The sequence below is a fragment of the Pseudomonas sp. No.117 genome (assembly GCF_054558395.1).
The window spans coordinates 230,490-249,546 of the sequence record NZ_BAAJNP010000001.1; the positions used below are offsets into that span (position 1 = coordinate 230,490).

At 67.5% G+C, this 19,057-nt stretch carries 15 protein-coding genes; 3 read left to right on the top strand and 12 right to left on the bottom strand.

Annotated elements, in window-relative coordinates; genetic code table 11:
* Positions 1 to 175 precede the first annotated feature (175 nt).
* On the bottom strand, positions 176 to 796 hold the full coding sequence (gene gmk / locus ACYJP6_RS01070; protein ID WP_007161416.1) for a guanylate kinase: 621 nt from the start codon (positions 794 to 796) through the stop codon (positions 176 to 178).
* Positions 797 to 806: 10 nt separating this feature from the next.
* Complete coding sequence (locus tag ACYJP6_RS01075; RefSeq protein WP_459472662.1) at positions 807 to 1,667, bottom strand: YicC/YloC family endoribonuclease; 861 nt, start codon at positions 1,665 to 1,667, stop codon at positions 807 to 809.
* Between the two features lie 171 nt (positions 1,668 to 1,838).
* Between ACYJP6_RS01075 and rph the strand changes: the two genes are divergently transcribed.
* The 3 genes from rph to ACYJP6_RS01090 all read left to right on the top strand — a co-directional run bounded on the left by rph (position 1,839) and on the right by ACYJP6_RS01090 (position 4,517).
* The gene (rph, locus tag ACYJP6_RS01080) at positions 1,839 to 2,561 is read left to right on the top strand and encodes a ribonuclease PH (protein ID WP_058791176.1); all 723 of its coding nucleotides are present in this window, start codon (positions 1,839 to 1,841) and stop codon (positions 2,559 to 2,561) included.
* A gap of 14 nt (positions 2,562 to 2,575) precedes the next feature.
* Positions 2,576 to 2,938, top strand: coding sequence for a DUF4870 domain-containing protein (locus ACYJP6_RS01085; protein ID WP_145008484.1), 363 nt, complete (start codon positions 2,576 to 2,578; stop codon positions 2,936 to 2,938).
* A 286-nt stretch (positions 2,939 to 3,224) separates the two neighbouring features.
* Positions 3,225 to 4,517: a hypothetical protein gene (locus ACYJP6_RS01090; protein WP_459472664.1), complete on the top strand. Its 1,293-nt coding sequence runs from the start codon at positions 3,225 to 3,227 to the stop codon at positions 4,515 to 4,517.
* Positions 4,518 to 4,602: 85 nt separating this feature from the next.
* Here ACYJP6_RS01090 and garD read toward each other — a convergent pair whose 3' ends face one another.
* The 10 genes from garD to ACYJP6_RS01140 form a co-directional block, all read right to left on the bottom strand.
* Entirely contained in the window at positions 4,603 to 6,159 is a 1,557-nt protein-coding gene (gene garD, locus ACYJP6_RS01095) for a galactarate dehydratase (RefSeq protein ID WP_459472666.1), read from the bottom strand.
* Positions 6,160 to 6,180: 21 nt separating this feature from the next.
* Positions 6,181 to 7,539 (bottom strand): MFS transporter, encoded by a 1,359-nt coding sequence (locus tag ACYJP6_RS01100; protein ID WP_459472668.1) that lies wholly within the window; start codon positions 7,537 to 7,539, stop codon positions 6,181 to 6,183.
* Between the two features lie 166 nt (positions 7,540 to 7,705).
* Complete coding sequence (locus ACYJP6_RS01105) at positions 7,706 to 8,743, bottom strand: LacI family DNA-binding transcriptional regulator (protein ID WP_459472671.1); 1,038 nt, start codon at positions 8,741 to 8,743, stop codon at positions 7,706 to 7,708.
* 454 nt (positions 8,744 to 9,197) lie between these two features.
* The gene (locus ACYJP6_RS01110; RefSeq protein WP_459472672.1) at positions 9,198 to 10,238 is read right to left on the bottom strand and encodes a threonine aldolase family protein; all 1,041 of its coding nucleotides are present in this window, start codon (positions 10,236 to 10,238) and stop codon (positions 9,198 to 9,200) included.
* A complete protein-coding gene (locus tag ACYJP6_RS01115) occupies positions 10,235 to 12,046 on the bottom strand; it encodes an aminopeptidase P family protein (RefSeq protein ID WP_459472674.1) in 1,812 nt (603 codons plus the stop codon). Before ACYJP6_RS01115 ends, ACYJP6_RS01110 begins: the two co-directional genes overlap by 4 nt.
* A gap of 120 nt (positions 12,047 to 12,166) precedes the next feature.
* Positions 12,167 to 12,337: a hypothetical protein gene (locus tag ACYJP6_RS01120; protein ID WP_186309238.1), complete on the bottom strand. Its 171-nt coding sequence runs from the start codon at positions 12,335 to 12,337 to the stop codon at positions 12,167 to 12,169.
* Positions 12,338 to 12,453: 116 nt separating this feature from the next.
* On the bottom strand, positions 12,454 to 13,395 hold the full coding sequence (locus tag ACYJP6_RS01125; protein ID WP_459472676.1) for a LysR family transcriptional regulator: 942 nt from the start codon (positions 13,393 to 13,395) through the stop codon (positions 12,454 to 12,456).
* 213 nt (positions 13,396 to 13,608) lie between these two features.
* Positions 13,609 to 16,659 (bottom strand): efflux RND transporter permease subunit, encoded by a 3,051-nt coding sequence (locus ACYJP6_RS01130; RefSeq protein WP_459472678.1) that lies wholly within the window; start codon positions 16,657 to 16,659, stop codon positions 13,609 to 13,611.
* Positions 16,656 to 17,726 (bottom strand): efflux RND transporter periplasmic adaptor subunit, encoded by a 1,071-nt coding sequence (locus ACYJP6_RS01135; protein WP_459472679.1) that lies wholly within the window; start codon positions 17,724 to 17,726, stop codon positions 16,656 to 16,658. Before ACYJP6_RS01135 ends, ACYJP6_RS01130 begins: the two co-directional genes overlap by 4 nt.
* Positions 17,723 to 18,790 (bottom strand): efflux RND transporter periplasmic adaptor subunit, encoded by a 1,068-nt coding sequence (locus ACYJP6_RS01140; protein ID WP_459472681.1) that lies wholly within the window; start codon positions 18,788 to 18,790, stop codon positions 17,723 to 17,725. The genes ACYJP6_RS01135 and ACYJP6_RS01140 overlap by 4 nt, the downstream gene beginning before the upstream one ends.
* Between the last annotated feature and the right edge of the window lie 267 nt (positions 18,791 to 19,057).

Below are 19,057 nucleotides of genomic sequence, written 5' to 3' on the forward strand. Positions count from 1 at the left end.
GCTTCTAGCGACCGCAGGGCGACTGCTCGCGAATCCGGCTGGAGACCGGCGTCGACCGCACTGCAACGAAAGAGCCGCGCGAAGGCGGCTCAGCCTTGGAGTGTGACGAGCCGACGAGAGATTGCCATCCATCCAAGGAGCGGTTTCGACTAGCGTCCCAATGGATGACCGAGGCTCAGCCTAGTAGATCCACCAGCAGGTCGTCGTGCCGGCGCTGCTGGCGATCCAGGCGCAGCTGGCGGGTGCGGAAGATCGACTTGAGATCCTCCAGGGCGCTGGCGAAGTCATCGTTGATGATCAGGTAGTCGTACTCGACGTAGTGACTCATCTCGCTCACCGCCTCGCGCATGCGGCGCTCGATGATCTCGGCGCTGTCCTGGCCGCGGTTGTCCAGGCGCTGGCGCAGGGCCGCCTGGCTCGGCGGCAGGATGAAGATCGACTGGGCGTGGGGCAGCTTGCGGCGGACCTGTTGGGCGCCTTGCCAGTCGATTTCCAGGATCAGGTCGTGACCCTCGGCGAGGGTGCGCTCCAGGGCCGCCTGGGAGGTGCCGTAGTAGTTGCCGAACACCTCGGCGTGTTCGAGGAAGTCGCCGTGCTCGAGCAGGTTGGTGAAGGTCGCACAGTCGACGAAGTGGTAGTTCACCCCGTCGGCCTCGCCCGGGCGCATGGCGCGGGTGGTGTGGGAGACCGACACGCGGATGTCGGGCAGGGCATCCAGCAGGGCCTTGACCAGGCTGGTCTTGCCGGCGCCGGAAGGCGCGGAAACGATGTAGAGGGTGCCGGGAAGGGCTGTCATGGAAGTCCGCCTATTCGATGTTCTGCACTTGCTCACGCATCTGTTCGATGAGCACCTTGAGATTGATGGCCGCCTGGGAGGCACGGGCATCGATGGCCTTGGAGCCCAGGGTATTGGCCTCGCGGTTGAGCTCCTGCATGAGGAAGTCCAGGCGCCGCCCGGCCGCGCCCTTGCCGGCCAGGACCCGCCGCACCTCGGCCACATGGGTCTCCAGGCGATCCAGCTCCTCGGCCACGTCGCTCTTTTGCGCCAGCAGCACCAGTTCCTGCTCCAGCCGCGCCGGCTCGAACTCGACCCCCGCCTCGGCGCAGCGCTCGAGGATACGCCGCCGCTGCAGCGCCAGCAGCTCGGGCAGCAGGGCACGGAGCGTCGCGACTTCCGCCAGCACCTGGACCAGCCGCTCCTCGATCAGGCGACTCAGCTCCCGACCCTCGCGTAGCCGGCCTTCCAGCAACTCGTCCAGCGCCGCGTCGAACAGCGCCAGCACCTGCGCCCGGCGCTCGGCGTCATCCACCTCGGCCCCGACCAGCACGCCGGGCCAGGCCAGCACGGCCAGGGGATCGAGCTTGGCCGGCCGGGCGATCAGGGCGGCGACGTCTTCGGCGGCCGACACCAGCTGAGCCGCGCGCCGGGCGTCGACGCGCAGGCCGGCCGCTTCGTCGCGCTCTTCGCGCAGCACGCACTCCACCTTGCCGCGCGACAGCCGCCGGCGCAGCGCTTCGCGCACCCCGGACTCGGCGTCACGGCAGGTCTCGGGCAGGCGCAGGTGCGGTTCCAGGTAGCGGTGGTTGACGGAGCGCAGCTCCCAACTCAGGGTGCCCTGGGGCCCCGGTCGCTCGACCCGGGCGAACGCCGTCATGCTGTGCACCATGGCAGGATCCTCGTCTGGCGACGGGCGGGAGCCGGAGCGATCCGGCCCCTCCCGCGCGTAAAACGCACGATTCTAGCGCACCTGATCGGGGCGCCCAATGCATCCGTGTGCACGAACCGGGCGCTGCCTATACTATGGGCCCTGATTTCTATGCCTTACAGGAAGCCCCCAATGAAGCGTCCCAGTGGCCGCGCCGCCGATCAGCTGCGCCCCATCCGCATCACCCGTCAGTACACCAAGCACGCCGAGGGTTCGGTCCTGGTGGAGTTCGGCGATACCAAGGTGATCTGCACCGCCAGCGTCGAGGCCGGGGTACCGCGCTTTCTCAAGGGCAAGGGCCAGGGCTGGCTCACCGCCGAATACGGCATGCTGCCGCGTGCGACCGGCGAGCGGAATCAGCGCGAAGCCGCCAAGGGCAAGCAGGGTGGCCGGACGCTGGAGATCCAGCGGCTGATCGGTCGCTCGCTGCGCGCCGCCGTCGACCTGTCCAAGCTGGGCGAGAACACCATCTATATCGACTGCGACGTGATCCAGGCCGATGGCGGTACGCGCACCGCCTCGGTGACCGGTGCCTGCGTCGCCCTGGTCGACGCCCTCGGCGCGCTCAAGCGCCGGGGCAACCTCAAGGGCAATCCGCTCAAGCAGATGGTGGCCGCCATTTCCGTGGGCATCTACCAGGGCACCCCGGTGCTGGACCTGGACTACCTGGAAGACTCCGCCGCCGAGACCGATCTCAATGTGATCATGACCGACGCCGGCGGCTTCATCGAAGTCCAGGGTACCGCCGAGGGCGCCCCCTTCCAGCCGGCCGAGCTCAACGCCATGCTCGAACTGGCCCAGGGTGGCCTGCGCGACCTGTTCGAGATCCAGCAAGCCGCCCTGCGCGGCGAGTAACGGAAGCCCAGATCATGCATGACCTCGTCCCCGCCCCCAGCGCCGATGCCCGGCGCTGGGCCATGCTCTGCCACTACGCCGCCTTCTTCGGCTTCGTGGTGCCCTTCATCGGCAACGTCATAGGGCCGCTGGTGGTCTGGCAGTTCAAGCGCGAGGACGATCCCTTCATCGACCGCCAGGGCAAGGAGGCGCTGAACTTCCAGCTCACCGTCACCCTGGTGCACATGATCTGCTGGCTGCTGGTATGGGTACTGATCGGCTTTCCGCTGATGCTGCTGGTGGCCTGCGTGGCCTTCGTGCTGACGGTGATCGCCGGCATCAAGGCCAACCAGGGCCGCGACTACCGCTATCCCCTGACCTGGCGGATGGTCAAGTAAGGCCTTATTTGTGGCCTGCTTCCGATTCCCGCGTTGAGGATTTCCGCTAGGCCCGGCGCCGTTTGACAGGCGCCTCAAGGCCTCCGCTATCATCCCTTCGGCTTACTTCTCGCGTTTCCGCTCGTGCCCGTCGTCGACGGTCGCGGGCGGTAGCGTGCCCGCCTTCTACGCTTTCGCCTCAGCAGTCCGTCGGTAACGCCAAGGTGGCGTGTCCTGGCGGTCCTCGCTGCTCACGTCAGGACTGGTGGCCCACCCCGCCATCGGCAGCACAACAGGGATGATCATCATGACGGTTGCCACCGCCTCCCCCTCCGCCTTCCAGCGCGTGCTCGAATGGCGCTATTCCACCCTCATGGTGTGGACGGCCATCGGCCTGCTGTTCGTCGAGACCTTTTCCGGCTTTCTGCGCTATGCCCTGGACATGGTCGGTGCCTCGGCGCTGGTCTACCTGCCCAAGATCGCCTGCCTGGCGCTGTTCGCCTTGCAGCTGGCCACCGTCAAGATCCCCCGGGTGATCTGGGTCGGGCTGCTCGCCGGCCTCGCCTACGCCGCCCTCGCCCTGCTGCATGGCGGCACCTTCAACAACGTGCTGTTCTCGCTGTTCGTCTACAGTCCGCTGCTGTTCGGCCTGCTCTGCGGCCGTGAGCTGCTCAAGCAGCGCCGACTGCTGGCGCGGGCCATGTTCCTGCTGCTGATCGCCTGCCTGATCGGCATCGCCCTGGACAAGTTCACCGCGGTGCCTTGGAAGGGCTACAGCTACAACCTGGGCGGCAACGACATCGCCGGCAATACCCAGTGGGTCGCCGGTGAAGAGGACCGCATCGCCGGCTTCGCCCGGGTATCCAACGTGCTGGCGGCGCTCATCGCCGTCTACTGCCTGTTCCTGGCGCAATTCGCCCGCTCCAAGACGCTCTGGCTGGTGGTCGCCCTGATCGGCTTCTTCGGCATCCTGCTCACCACCAGCAAGGCGCCCGCCGCCGCCTTCGCCTTCACCCTGGTGCTGATGGTCACCCGCCGCTTCCAGTGGCCGACCTACGCCCTGATCCTGCTGGCCGTGGTGGGTGGCATGCTGCTGCCGGTGCTCGGCCTGGTCCGCGATTTCGATCCGCTGGTGGTGATGAGCGACAGCGGCCTGGCCTCCTTCTACGACCGCCTGGTCAACACCTGGCCCAATGTCGTCGCGGAGATGAGCCGCCACGGCTGGACGGTGGAAGGCGCCGGCTTCGGCCTGTTCGGCAGCTCCATGGCCGCCTTCCCCGTCCCGGGGATCGATCTCTTCGTCACCAGCGACAGCAGCGTCGTCTATCTCTGGTGCGTGTTCGGGGTCGTCGGCATCCTCGGCTATGCCCTGCAGCTACCGGTGTTCATCCGCCTGCACACCGCGCCCGATCGCCTCAGCCACACTCTGCTGGCCATCGCCTTCTGCCTCTGCCTGATCGGCTGGACCACCGACCTCTTCGATATCGGCGTCGGCAACCTCTTCGTCGGCATCATCCTCGGCTACGTGCTGATGCGTGATGCGGAAGACGACGGCCAGCAGCGCCTGCGGCCGGTCAGCGGTAGCACCCTGGCCGACTGAGCGCGCCACGCCGCGACAGCCTGACATCGCCACATAAAAAAGGGCCGATCCCCATGGGATCGGCCCTTTTTCGTTGCCGCCGGGATCAGGTCACCGGCGCCGGATTGAACAGCGCGAGGTCGTTGTGCAGGCGATGGCGCTCGGCCCAGGTCTGGCGCCGGCCGCTGGCCACGTCCAGGTAGCACTGGAAGATCTCCCAGCCCATCTCCTCCAGCGACAGCCGCCCGCTCACCACCCGCCCGGCATCGATGTCGATCAGATCGGGCCAGCGCTCGGCCAGCTGGGTGCGGGTCGAGACCTTGATCACCGGCACCATGGACAGGCCATAGGGGGTGCCGCGACCGGTGGTGAAGATGTGCAGGTTCATGCCCGCGGCCAGTTGCAGGGTGCCGCAGATGAAGTCGCTGGCCGGGGTGGCGGCGAAGTACAGGCCCTTGCCGCGGATCTTCTCGCCGGGTGCTATGACCCCGGCGATGGGGCTGGTACCCGACTTGGCGATCGACCCCATGGCCTTTTCGACGATGTTATTCAGCCCGCCCTTCTTGTTACCAGGGGTGGTATTAGCGCTGCGATCGGCCATGCCCCGCTCCAGGTAGCGGTCGTACCAGTCCATCTCGCGGATCAGGGCGTCGGCCACCGCCGGGGTGGCGGCGCGCGGGGTCAGCAGGTGGATGCCGTCGCGTACCTCGGTGTTCTCGGAGAACATCACCGTGGCGCCGGCCCGCACCAGCAGGTCGGCGGCCACGCCCAGGGCCGGGTTGGCGGTGATGCCGGAGAAGGCGTCGCTGCCGCCGCACTGCATGCCCACCACCAGCTCGGACGCCGGCACCGTCTCGCGGCGGCGCTGGTCGAGCAGCTCCAGGCGGGCCTCGATCAGCCCCATGATCTGCTCGACCATGCCGGCGAAGCCGTTGGCCGAATCCTGCAGGCGGAACAGCCAGGCCTCTTCGTCCTGCCCGGCCGTGAGGTCGTCGCCCGGCATCAGCTGGCTGGCCTGCAGCTTCTCGCAGCCCAGGCCGATGACCAGCGCCTGGCCGCCGAAGTTGGGATTGCGGCTGATGTTGTGCAGGGTACGGATCGGAATCACCGCGTCGGGTGCATTGATGGCCACGCCGCAGCCGTAGCTGTGGGACAGCGGTACCACGTCGTCGACATGGGGGTAGCGCGGCAGGATCTCCTTGCGCACCCGCTCCACGCAGTGGTCCAGCACCCCCACCACGCACTGTACGGTGGTGGTCACCGCCAGGATGTTGCGGGTGCCGACGCTGCCGTCCGGATTGCGGAACCCCTCGAAGGTATAGCCTTCCAGGGGTTCGCCGACCTGGCCGGGCGCGGTGGCCTTGGGCAGGTTGTCCAGCGCCGGCGGCTCCGGCATGCGCAGCAGGGCTTCGGTGATCCAGCTGCCGGCGGGAACGTCCTGCAGGGCGTAGCCGATGACCTCGCCATAGCGCACCACCGCGGCGCCCGCCGCGAGATCCACCAGGGAGACCTTGTGACTCTGGGGAATGGCCTCGACCGTGGTCAGGCCGTCGGCGAAGGCGGTGCCGGCGGCCACGCCGGGTTCGTTGACCACCACCCCGACGTTGTCCTGGGGGTGGAGCTTGATGTAGCGCGGCGAATCACGGTGAACGATCAGGTTCATGTTCTTATCCTCTGCCGGGGCTCAGGCCCGGGCCGGGTCAGGCTGGGGGGCACCCAGGAGTTCGCCATCGGCGGTACGCAGCTCGACGCGCTGGATGCGGCCGACGATGAACAGGTAGCTGAACACCGCCACCAGGGCATTGGCGCCGACATAGACCAGCGCCCACTTGAAGGAGCCGGTGGCGGCGATGAGATAGCCGATGACGATGGGGGTGGTGATGGAAGCCAGGTTGCCGAAGGTGTTGAATAGGCCACCGGACAGGCCGGCGATCTGCTTGGGCGAGGTATCCGCCACCACCGCCCAGCCGAGGGCGCCGATGCCCTTGCCGAAGAAGGCCAGGGTCATGAAGCCCACCACCATCCAGTCGGCGTCGACGTAGTTGCAGAAGATCATGCTGGTGGAGAGCAGCAGGCCGCAGACGATGGGCAGCTTGCGGGCGAAGGTCAGGGAATGGCCGCGGCGCAGCAGGTAGTCGGAGATCACCCCGCCGAGCACGCCACCGATGAAGCCGCAGATGGCTGGCAGCGAGGCGATGAAGCCGGCCTTGAGGATGGTCATGCCGCGCTCCTGCACCAGGTATACCGGGAACCAGGTCAGGAAGAAGTAGGTGATGGCGTTGATGCAGTACTGGCCCAGGTAGACGCCGAGCATCATGCGATTGGTCAGCAACTGGGTGATGTAGTGCCACTTGGGGCCGCCATCGCCTTGGCGGGCGCTGTTGTCCATGTCCACCAGGCCGCCGTTGTCGCGGATGTACGCCAGCTCCGCGGCGTCGATGCGCGGATGCTCCTTGGGGTTGTGGATGAATTTCAGCCAGGCCAGGGAGAACAGGATGCCGAGGGCGCCCATGATGACGAAGACGTGCTCCCAGCCGAAGTGGAAGACGATGCCGCCCATGATCGGCGCGAACAGCGCGGTGGCGAAATACTGCGCCGAGTTGAAGATCGCCGAGGCGGTGCCGCGTTCGGCGGTGGGAAACCAGGCGGCGACGATGCGCGCATTGCCCGGGAAGGACGGCGCCTCGGCCAGGCCGACCAGGAATCTCAGCAGGAATAGGGTGGTCACCGCCCAGGCCACCGGCAGGCCGCCGACCAGCCCCTGCAGCAGGGTGAAGAACGACCAGAAGAAGATGCTGCCGGCATAGACTTTCTTCGAACCGAAGCGATCCAGCAGCCAGCCACCGGGAATCTGCCCGGCCACATAGGCCCAGCCGAAGGCGGAGAAGATGTAGCCCAGGGTCACGGCGCTGATGCCGAGGTCCTTCTGCAGGCTGGAGCCGGCGATGGCAATGGTGGCGCGGTCCGCGTAGTTGATGGTAGTGACCACGAACAGCATCAACAGGATCAGGTAACGCACCCGGGTAGGTCTTGTGGCATCCATGGGGATCCCTCTTGCGCGATTGTTGTTATTGAAGGCGCAGACTGCTCGATGATTGCGCAATCATATAATGAGGCGTCAATTCATGGCAGTCCTGGCGGTAAGCCAAGACTAAGCCATGATTGCGCAATCAAACAAGTACGACGTCTAACGACTTGCAGGCCGATGGTCAGGTCGTGGCACGGTCGATGATGTGGAAGCCGGTGTCGATGCGTACTGCCTCGCCGGCGCGCTCGCCCTCGGTGAAGCGCTGCAACAGCGCCTCCGCCGCCAGGGTGCCCATGCGATCGCCCTCGACGCTCACCGACGACAGCGCGGGATGCATCTGGGCCGCACTGGAGAGATTGCCGAAGCCCAGTACCGCCAGGTCCTCGGGCAGACGCAGCCCCCGACTGGCGGCTTCCGCCATCACGCCCTGGGCGACGGTATCCGAGCTGCAGACCACCACCTCGAAGGCCTCGGCGCCCGCCAGCAGCTGGCGCAAGCCGGCCCGACCGGATTCCACCAGGGCGGGGGCCGGCAGGATTTCCACCGCGGGCGTCGGCAGGCCCAGCTCATCCAACCGCGCGACCAGGCTCCGGCAGCGGCGCAGGGCGCGGGGATCGTCCACCGAGACCAGGGCGAAGCGCCGATAGCCACGGGCGTACAGATGATCCGCCTGGGCGCGACCCACGGCCTCGTGGGAGAAACCCACCTGCATGTCCAGGGGGTCCTCGCCCAGGTCCCAGGACTCCACCACCGGGATGCCGGCTTGGGCCAGGCGCTGGCGACTGGCCGAGGTGTGCAGGGTGCCGGTCAGCACGATGCCGTCGGGCTTGCGCCCCAGCACGGCGGCCAGCAGTCGTTCTTCCTGCTCGGCGCTGTAGCCGGTCAGGCCCAGCAGGGTCTGGTAGCCGGACTGAGCCAGGCGGCCCATGAGCGCCTGCACCGTCTCGGCGAAGATCGAGTGGACGATGGTCGGCACGAACAGCGCCACCAGGCGACTGCGCTTGGACGCCAGGCCGCCGGCCAGCAGATTGGGCACATAGCCGGTGGCCTGCACCGCCGCCAGCACCTTCTCCCGCGCCGCCTCGCTGACGATCTCCGGCCGATTCAGCGCCCGGGACACGGTGATCGGTGACACCCCGGCGACCCGCGCCACGTCGATGAGGGTTGGCGCGGCAGGAGTGACCGTGGCAAGGGTGGGTTTGCTGGGCTTCTTGGCCATGAATCGCTGGGAACGAGGGAGAGATCGGCCATGGTAACGGTTGGTGCGGGCGGCGTCCCCAGGCCAGAAACTCATCGTGGCATGGAGGTGCGGCTGATAGCTCATCGCGGCCATGGCGTTCCGCCGATGCGGTCGCCCTTATGGGATCTGTAGGAGCGGCCCATGGCCGCGATGGAGAGCACAAACCGCGCAGCCTTTTCGCCTTTGGGGGCGGGTTAATGGTGGATGAGACTGCGCCGTCATCCACCCACGCATCAGGAAACCTAGGATGGAAAACCGCATCAACGTTTTCCACGTCGAGTTGAAAAATGAGCGGACGAACGGCGCCATGATCCGTTAAGCGTGGCCATGGCGGTCCGCCGATGCGGTCGTCCGTACCGAACTTATCGCGGCCATGGGCCGCTCCTACATAGGGTGATGCTTTTGCAGGAGCGGCCCGTGGCCGCGCTGCGCCCTACCCGCCCATCGCCGTGCGAATATCCGCCGCCAGCTCCAGCACCCGGGCTTCCTCGGTGTCCCAGGAACACATGAAGCGCGCCCCGCCGCTGCCGATGAAGGTGTAGAAGCGCCAGCCGCGACCGCGCAGGAAGTCCAGCGCTGGCTCCGAGAGTTGCAGGAACACCGAGTTGGCCTCTACCGGGAACATGAAGTCCACCCCGGGTACGTCGCGGACCCGCTCGGCGAGCAGCCGGGCCATGGCGTTGGCGTGGCGGGCGTGGCGCAGCCAGGTGTCGTTCTCCAGCACGCCGAGCCAGGGCGCGGAGAGGAATCTCATCTTGGACGCCAACTGGCCGGCCTGCTTGCAGCGGTATTCGAAGTCCTCGGCCAGGTCGCGGTTGAAGAACAGGATCGCCTCCCCCACCGCCATGCCGCTCTTGGTACCGCCAAAGCAGAGCACGTCGACACCGGCCTTCCAGGTTACCTCGGCCGGAGTACAACCCAGGCCGGCCACGGCGTTGGAGAAGCGCGAGCCGTCCATGTGCAGGTGCAGGCCGAGGTCGCGGCAGGTGGCGCTGATGGCCTGCAGCTCGTGCAGCCCATAGAGGGTGCCCACCTCGGTGGCCTGGGTGACGGTCACCGCGCGCGGCTTGGGAAAGTGGATGTCGGCGCGCTTGGTGGCGATCTGCTGGATGGCGCCCGGCGTCAGCTTGCCGTGGTGCGAGGGTGCCAGCAGCAGCTTGGAGCCGTTGGAGAAGAATTCCGGGGCGCCGCACTCGTCGGTCTCGACGTGGGCGGTGTCGGCGCAGATCACGCTGTGATAGCTCTGGCACAGGGCGGCCAGGGCCAGGGAATTGGCCGCGGTGCCGTTGAAGGCGAAGAACACCTCGCAGTCGGTCTCGAACAGCTGGCGAAAGCGATCGGCGGCGCGGGCCGTCCAGGTGTCGTTGCCATAGGCGGTCTCGTGGCCGACGTTGGCCGCGGCCATGGCGGCCCAGGCTTCCGGGCAGATGCCGGAGTAGTTGTCACTGGCGAATTGCTGGGCGTTGCTGCTCATGGGGCGGTCCTCGCGACGGGTTCGGTACGCGCCAGCAACCAGTCGCGCGCGGCGCCCTCCAGCAACGGCAGGACGCGCCGGCGGACCTCGGCGTGATAGCCGTCGAGCCAGTCCAGCTCGTCGGCGCGCAGCAGGGCGAGATCCAGGCAGCGGGTATCCAGCGGGCAGAGGGTCAGGGTTTCGAAGGCGAGAAAGTCACCGAATTCGGTGGTTTCCGCGCGGGTGCACAGCAGCAGGTTCTCCAGCCGCACGCCCCACTGGCCGGGGCGATAGATGCCCGGTTCGTTGGAGGTGATCATGCCCTCGCGCAGGACATGGTGCGGGGTGACCGTGGCATAGAAGGAAATCGACTGCGGCCCTTCGTGCACGTTGAGGAAGTAGCCCACGCCATGGCCGGTGCCATGGCCGTAGTCGATGCCGGCGGCCCAGATCGGCTCGCGCGCCAGGGCGTCGAGCATGGGCGCGGCGACGCCGGCGGGAAAGCGCGCCCGCGACAGCGCCAGCATGCCCTTGAGCACCAGGGTGAAGTCACGCTTCTGCGCCGCGTTGGGCGTACCTATGGGCACCACCCGGGTAATGTCGGTGGTGCCGCCCAGGTACTGGCCGCCGCTGTCGATCAGCAACAGGCCATCGCCCTGGAGCTCGGCATGGGCCTCCTCGGTCGCCCGGTAGTGCGGCAGGGCGCCACCGGCGTTGAAGCCGGCGATGGTGGCGAAGCTCAGGGAGACGAAGTTGGGCCGCGCCGCCCGCGCCTCGCTCAGCCAGTCGTCCACGGTCAGCTCGGTGAGGCGCTCGCCACGGGCCAGGGCCGCTTCGAACCGGGCGAAGAAGACGCACAGCGCCGCGCCGTCCTCTTCCATGGCGGTGCGTACCTGGGCCACTTCCTCGGCGGTCTTGCAGGCCTTGAACAGGGTGGACGGATTGATCTGCTCCAGGCGCTTGACGCCCGCGGGTGCAGCCTCGACCAGCCCGAGGGTGACGCGCGCCGGATCCACCAGCAGGGTGCTACCCGCCGGCAGCCGCCCCAGTTCTGGGGCCGCCTGGCCGTAGTCGACCAGGGTCACGCCGTCCGCTGCCAGCGTCGAGCGGATCTCGGCCGGCACCTTGGCCAGATCGATGAACAGCTGGCAGCTGTCCCGGCCCAGCAGCAGGTGGGCGAGGAACACCGGGTTGTAGGGGACGTCCGCGCCACGCAGGTTGAGCAGCCAGGCGAGGTCGTCCAGCGAGGAGATGAAATGCCAGTCCGCGCCCGCCTCGGCCATGGCCTGACGTACCTGGGCGAGCTTGGCGCTGCGTGATTGGGGCGCATAGGGCGGCGCGTGCACGAAGACCGGCGCGGCCGGCAACGCCGGGCGCTCGGGCCAGATCGCCGCCAGCGGATCCTGATCGGTACGCAGCTGGATGTGCTTCGGCTCGAGGATGCGACGTAGCGCGGCGGCCGCACCCAGGGACAGCACCTGGCCGTCCACCAGCACGGTGCCACCTTCGGGTACCTGGGCCGCGAGCCAGTGCAGGTGGCCCTGGGGCTGGCTGGCCACCTGCTTCATCAGGTCGATGCCGCTGCCGTCCAGCTCACGGGCGGCCTGCTCCCAGTAGCGGCTGTCGGTCCAGACGCCGGCGGCGTCGCGCGTCACCAGCAGCAGGCCGGCGGAGCCGGTGAAACCGGACAGCCAGGCCCGTCCCTGCCAGTGTTCGGGCAGGTATTCAGACAGGTGCGGATCGGCGCTGGGGATCAGGCAGGCATCGGCGCCCTGCTCGGCCAGGAAGGCGCGCAGGCGGGCGAGTCGTTGAGCGGAAGTGGCGGTCATGGGCACCTCGACAAGGTCAGGGGCTCAGTGTGCCGCAGATATAAAAAAGCCGCACCCGATGGGTGCGGCGGAGAAAGACCAAAGGAGCAAAGAGGGGTGGTCTTTCGAAAGCGGAGCGGCTCAGCGACGCACGTTGGCGGCGGGAGCGGACTGGTCGCCGTAGTGCTGCATGGCGGCGTGATTCTGATCGACCAGTTTGTAGCGCAGGCTGGGATTGTCGTCGGCAGCGGCGAACTGGGCGGCGGTCAGGGTGGCAAGGGTCAGCAACAGGGCGGACAGAGAACGTTTCATGGCGAACTCCTCGGGGGATGTGTTCATCGGGGTACGGGACCATTCTAGGCAATGAACGCAGCCTAATAAATAGCATGCTAACTAAATCACTGTTACAGAAGCTGCAACAGCGCCAGCTAGTCCTTGGCCCAGTAGCGCTGATCCTCCAGCACCAGGTTCTCCAGTTGCAGGCGCTCCGGCAGCTCTTCCTTGAGGAAGTCGATCCAGGTCTTGATCTTGGCATCGAGGAAGCGCCGCGAGGGATAGAGCGCATGGATGTTGCGCTCGCGCAGGCGGAAGTTGGGCAGCAACCGCACCAGGCTGCCGTCTCTCAGGTAGTTGACCGCGATGTAGCTGGGCAGCAGGCAGATCCCCATGCCCTGCCGCGCCACGCTGGCCAGGGCCTCGGCGACGTTGACCTGGAAGACGTAGCGCGGGGCGACCTGCTGCTCGCCTTCGGGGCCCGCGAAGACCCAGCGTTCGGAGAAATTCGGATCGAGCAGGCGCAGGCAGTCGTGCTCGGCCAGATCAGCCGGCACCTGGGGCGCCGGCCGCCGCGCCAGGTAGCTGGGCGCGGCGCAGACCACGCTGTAGACCCCGCCCAGGCGCTGGGCGACGAAGTCCGAATCGGCCAGCTCGGTGTCCAGGGTGATGGCGATGTCATGGCCGTCCTCCAGCAGCGCCGGATGGTTCTGCGAGAGGTTCATGACGATCTCCACCTGGGGATAGCGCGCGCAGAAGCGCGATACCAGGGGTGCCAGCAGCTGGGTGCCGAGGCCGGTCATGGAATGCAGGCGCAGATGGCCATGGGGCTTGAGGTGCGCACCGCTGGCCTCGGCCTCGGCTTCGCCGACGTCCTGCAGGATGCGCCGGCAGCGTTCCAGGTAGCGTTCGCCGGCCTCGGTCAGCGCCAAGCGCCGCGTGGTGCGGTGCAGCAGGCGTGTCTGCAGGTGGCTTTCCAGCTCGGCGAGCAGGCGCGACACCTGCGCAGTGGACAGGTCGAGGGTATGGGCGGCGGCCGTGAGGCTGCCCAGGTCCACCACCCGGACGAAGATGCGCATGCCTTGGAAAATATCCATTATTGCCTTTTTCGCAATGGAGTTTCGTCAAGGCGTCACTTTATTGAAAAATCTGGACGCCCGATAGTGGTGCGGTGAGCTGCTGTGGATTCGACTTGCTGACCGCGCGAATCCTTCCCTCCGGCAGTGGCTCCTTGGATAGCTCCTTGCGGCCTCCTGGCAGATGTCTTCAACGAAGACCTCCGCCAGGAGGTCGTTTTTTTTGCCTGCGCCTTAGCCCTCACGGCGTGGCTCGCGGATGCGATAGCTGGCGACGTAGAGCGCCGGCAGGAACAGCAGGGTCAGCAGCGTGGCGGCCACGATGCCGCCGATCATGGCGTAGGCCATGGGCCCCCAGAACACTTCCCGGGCGATGGGGATCATGCCCAGGCTGGCCGCCGCGGCGGTCAGCAGGATCGGCCGGCGGCGATGCCGAGTGGCTTCCACCACGGCGTCCCAGGGCGAGCGACCGTCGCGTTCGAAGGCATCGATCTGGGTCACCAGGATCACCGAGTTGCGGATGATGATGCCGATCAGCGCCAGCACCCCGAGGATGGCGACGAAGCCCAGCGGCTGGCCGAAAGGGATCAGCCCCAGTACCACGCCGATGAGCCCGAGGGGGGCCACGCTCGCCACCAGGAACAGCTTGCGGATGCTGTGCAGCTGGATCATCAGGAAGGTGGCCATGAGGAACAGCATCAGCGGCACCACCTCGGCGATGGGGCCCTGGGCCTTGCTGCTCTCCTCCACCGTGCCCCCCACCGCCACGTGGTAGCGCGGCGGCAGCTTGGCGATGAAGGCGTCGACGTCCGGCTGCAGCTGCTTGACCAGGTCGGGCGCCAGGATGTCACCGAGGATCGAGGCCTTGAGGGTAATGGTGGGCAGACGATCGCGCCGCCACACCAGCGGCTGCTCCAGGGCGTAGTCGATGCGGGCGAAGGCCTTGAGCGGTACCGCGATGCCCTGGGGGGTCATGATCTGCAGGTTTTCCAAGGTCTCCACCGAGCGCCGCTCGGCCTCGCTGGCGCGCGCCACCACGTTGACCAGGTAGATGTCGTCACGCACCTGGGTCACCGGGGTACCGGTCACCACGCCATTGAGGATCTGCGCCACGTCCTGGGAGGAGAAGCCCAGCTGCCGCGCCTTGTCCTGGTTGACCTCCACCTTGAGCATCCGCGCCGGCTCGTTCCAGTCGTAGAGGAAGTCGCCCAGTTGCGGACTCTTGCCCAGCACGCTGGCCAGCGCCAGGGCCTGGCGACGCACCTCGGCGACGTCTGGACCGCTGATGCGGTATTGGATCGGCCGGCCCACCGGCGGGCCCATCTCCAGCGGCTGGACGTAGCCGGACAGGCCGACGAAGTCCTGGCGCAGCCGCTGCTTGAGCTTAGGCAGCAGGCGATTGCGCGCCTCCAGGTCCTTGGCCACCAGGATGACCTGGCCGTAGAAGGGATTCTCCAGCTGCTGGTCCAGCGGCAGGTAGAAACGCACCGCCCCCTGGCCGACATAGGAGCTCCAGTGGTCCACGTCCGGATCGTCGGCGAGGGTCTTCTCGAACCTGTCCATCTGGGCGCGGGTGGCGTCGAGGGAAGCGTTCTGCGGCAGGTTGAAGTCGATCAGCAGCTCGGGTCGATCCGAGGATGGGAAGAATTGGTTCTGCACGAACTTCATGGCGAACAGCGCCGCAGCGAACAGCAGCACCGTGAGGAGGATGGTCAGCCAGCGGTGGCGCATGGCGCCCAGCAATAGGTTGTCGGACCAGCGCGCCAGGCGGCCGGGCTGATCATGGTCCTTGGGCTTCACCTTCTTCGGCAGGATGTGCACGCCGATCACCGGCGAAAAGAACACCGCCACGATCCAGGACAGCAACAGGGCCACCGCGATCACCGCGAACAGGGTGAAGGTGTACTGGCCGGCGCTGCTGGAATTGAGGCCGATGGGCACGAAGCCGGCCACCGTCACCAGGGTGCCGGTGAGCATGGGAAAGGCGGTGGACTCGTAGGCGAAGGTCGCCGAACGGTGCAACGACTCGCCCTCCTCGCGCTTGGTCACCATCATCTCCACGGTGATCATAGCGTCGTCCACCAGCAGGCCCAGGGCGATGATCAGGGCGCCCAGGGAGATCCGCTGCATGGTGATGCCGCTGTACTCCATGAAGACGAACACCAGCGCCAGGGTCAGGGGGATGGAGAGCGCCACCACCAGGCCAGCGCGCACGCCGAGGCTGATGAAGCTCACCACCAGCACGATGATGACCGCCTCGAACAGCGCCCGAGTAAAGCCGCCGACGGCCTTCTCCACCACCTGCGCCTGATTGGAGACCACGTGCACACCGATGCCCACCGGGAGGTCGCCGGTAAGCTCCTGCATCTTCTCGGTGAGGGCCGCACCGAAGGTCTGGATGTTGCCGCCACTGCTCATGGCGATAGCCAGGCCGATGGCTGGCCGCCCGTTGTAGCGGAACAGCGAACTCGGCGGATCGGCATAGCCGCTGCGGATGTCGGCCAGGTCGGTGAGGCGGTAGAAGCGGTCGTCGATGCGCAGGTTGACCGCGGCGAGATCGGCGGTGGAGCGGAATTCGCCGCTGGTTCTCACGCTGATCCGCTCGGCCCCGGACTCGATGGTCCCCGACGGCGTCACGGCGTTCTGCTGCTGCAGGCTCTGCATCACCTGGCGCTGGTCCAGCCCCAGGGCAGCCAGCTTGCGGGTGGAGAAGTCCAGGTAGATGACCTCGTTCTCCGCACCGAGCACCTGCACCTTGCCGATGCCCGGCACACTGCGGATCTCGCGACGCACCTGCTCCACCTGATCGCGCAGCTGGCGCATGCTGAAGCCGTCGCCGGTGAAGGCATAGATGCTGCCGAAGACGTCGCCGAATTCGTCGTTGAAGGCCGGGCCCTGGATGCCCTGGGGGAATTCGCCCTGGATGTCCGCGATCTTCTTGCGCACCTGGTACCAGATGTCGGGAATCGCCTTGGCCGGGGTGGTGTCGCGCAGATAGACGAATACCGTGGATTGCCCCGGCCGGGTGAAGCTCTTGGTGTAGTCGAGGGAATCCAGTTCCTCGAGCTTCTTCTCCACCCGCTCGGTGACCTGGCGCAGGGTCTCCTCGGTAGTCGCCCCCGGCCAGCGGGTCTGGATGACCATGGTCTTGATGGCGAAGGAGGGGTCTTCCTCGCGTCCCAGCTTCATGTAGGAGAACACGCCCATCAGCAGGGCGACGAACATCAGGTACCAGACGAAGGATTGGTGGCGTAGCGCCCAGTCCGACAGGTTGAAGCCTTTCATGGCCGAGCGCCCTCCTGATCCTTCACCCGCTGCCCCTCCTCGAGACTGTTGACGCCCGCTACCACTACGCGCTCACCGACCCTCAGGCCGCTACCGATCCACACCTGGCCATCGGCCTCGCGGATGACCTGTACCGCGCGCCGGCGCACCTGCGCCTGCTCGCCCTTGCCCTCTACCACCCAGACCGACGCCTGGTCGCCCTGGCGCCGCAGCGCCTGCACCGGCAGCGCCAGGCCGGCGGTCGATGGCAGTTCCAGCTCGCCCTGCACCAGGGTACCGATGCGCAGCGCCGCCGGCGGCTGGTCCAGGGTGAGACGGACCCGCCGGGTACGGGTGGTGGCATCCGCCTGGGGCTCGATCTCGCGGACCTTGCCGCTGACCGCAACCGCCGGATCCAGCGCCATCCGCACCGTTAGCTGACGCTCCGGTTGCAGATGGCCGATGGCCGACGCCGGCAGGTCCAGCACCGCCTCGCGGATGTCGGGCCGGGCGACCCGGACCACGGGCTGGCCGGCGGAGACCACCTGGCCGACCTCGGCCTGCCAGGCGGTGATAACGCCCTCGAAATCGCTGTAGAGCTCGGCGTAGTTGCGCTGGTCGCGGGCCTGACGCTCGGCGCTCTGGGCCTGCTCGCGGGCGGCCTCCAGGGTATGCAGCCGGGTCAGCGCCTGGTCCAACTGGGAGCGCGAGCCCACGCCCTGATCGAACAGCTGCTGCTGGCGCCTGGCATCGTTGCTGGCATCGCGCCATTGCGCCTGGGCGTCGGCGGTCTGGCCTTGGCGACTGCGCAGGGCATTGTCCTGGTCGGTGGGATCCAGCGCCGCCAGCAACTGGCCGCGCCGGACCGGCTCGCCGACGTCCAGCAGACGCCGGGTCGTGCGTCCGCCGACGCGAAAGCCCAGCACGCTTTCGTAGCGCGCCTGGATGCTGCCGGCGAACACCTCGCGCGGCGCGGGCGGGGCGCTCAGGGTGACGGTGGCCACCGGACGCACCGGCGGCGGCGGTGCCTCGTCGTCGGAACAACCGGCCACGGCCAGCAGCAGGCAGAGCGGCAACAGGGACTTCATGGCCGCACCTCGTTGAAGGCGGAGCGCTCGGCGAGTTCGACCCGCTGCCCGGGGCTGAGGGCCTGGCCACCGGCGACCACGACGCGGTCACCGGCCTTGAGGCCTTCGGTCACGAAGATGCTGTCGCGGGTATAGCGCTCGATGCGCAGCGGCTGCAGGCTGACCCGGCCATCCTCGTTCAGGCGCCAGGCGGCCGGCTGGTCGGTGGTACCGTTCAGCGCCGTCCATGGCAAGGCGAAGCCCTGCCCCGCCGCGCCGGCCACCTGGGCATTGACCACCGCACCGAGGGTCATGCCGGCAGGGGGCTGGTCGAGCTGCACCTTCACCCGCACCGTCCCGCTGCTGGCCACCGTCGGCGCGATCTCGCGCAGGGTGCCCTGGGTCGTCACCGCGGGTTGCGCCTGCAGGCTGACGGGCAGGGTCTGGCCGAGCTTCAGCTCGCGGGCGAGGGATTCGTATAGATCGAAGACGGCGTCGAGTTCGCCGCTCACCGCCAGGTCGAAGATCGCCGCACCGGCCTGCACCACCTGCCCCGCCTCGGCGTGGCGCGCGGTGAGCACGCCCGCGGCGCTGGCCCGCAGTTCGGTATAGCCCAGCTGCTTGCGTGCATCGTCGCGCTGGGCCGTGGCGGTCTGCAAGGCGCTGCGCGCACCGTCGAGGGTCGCCTGCGCCTGATCGTACTGGCTGCGACTGGTGTAGCCCTTGGGCAGCAGCGCGGCCTGGCGCTCGAAGTCGATGCGGGCCAGGCGGGCGCGGGCCTCCTGGGCCTCCACCTGCGCCTGGGCCGCGGCCAGGTTGTTGCGCAGGTCCTGGGGATCCAGGCGGGCCAGCACCTGACCCGCGCGCACCCGGTCGCCCACGTCCGCCAGCCGCTCGCTGATCTTGCCGCTCACCCGGAAGCCGAGCGGCGCCTGGACCCGGGCCTGGATGTCACCGGTGAAGGGATAGCGCTGGGTGTCGTTCACCGGACTCAGCTGGATCACCACCACCCGTGCCAGCTCCACGGTCGGTGGGTGCTCCTGGGAACAGCCCGGTAACAGGGCCAGCAGGGTCAGGGCAGTCATTGCCTGGCAGAGGGAAGCAGAAAAGCGGTGAGCCCTCATGATTGTCCTTATCGGTGGAAGAGGCGCGATCTGCGAACTGACCACGCCCGCGGCAGGGGGTTCGTCAGGGGATTGTCCGGCGCGCGGCAGCGCTTGGGAAGCGCTACGACCGAGACGGGCGCAAAAGCGCGGCCCACACCGGGCAAACCCACCCACAAATGTTCACAAATGCCCTGGAACCCGGCATTCCGGGCGGTAGTCAACTGCACTGTGCGCTGTGGACCTGCC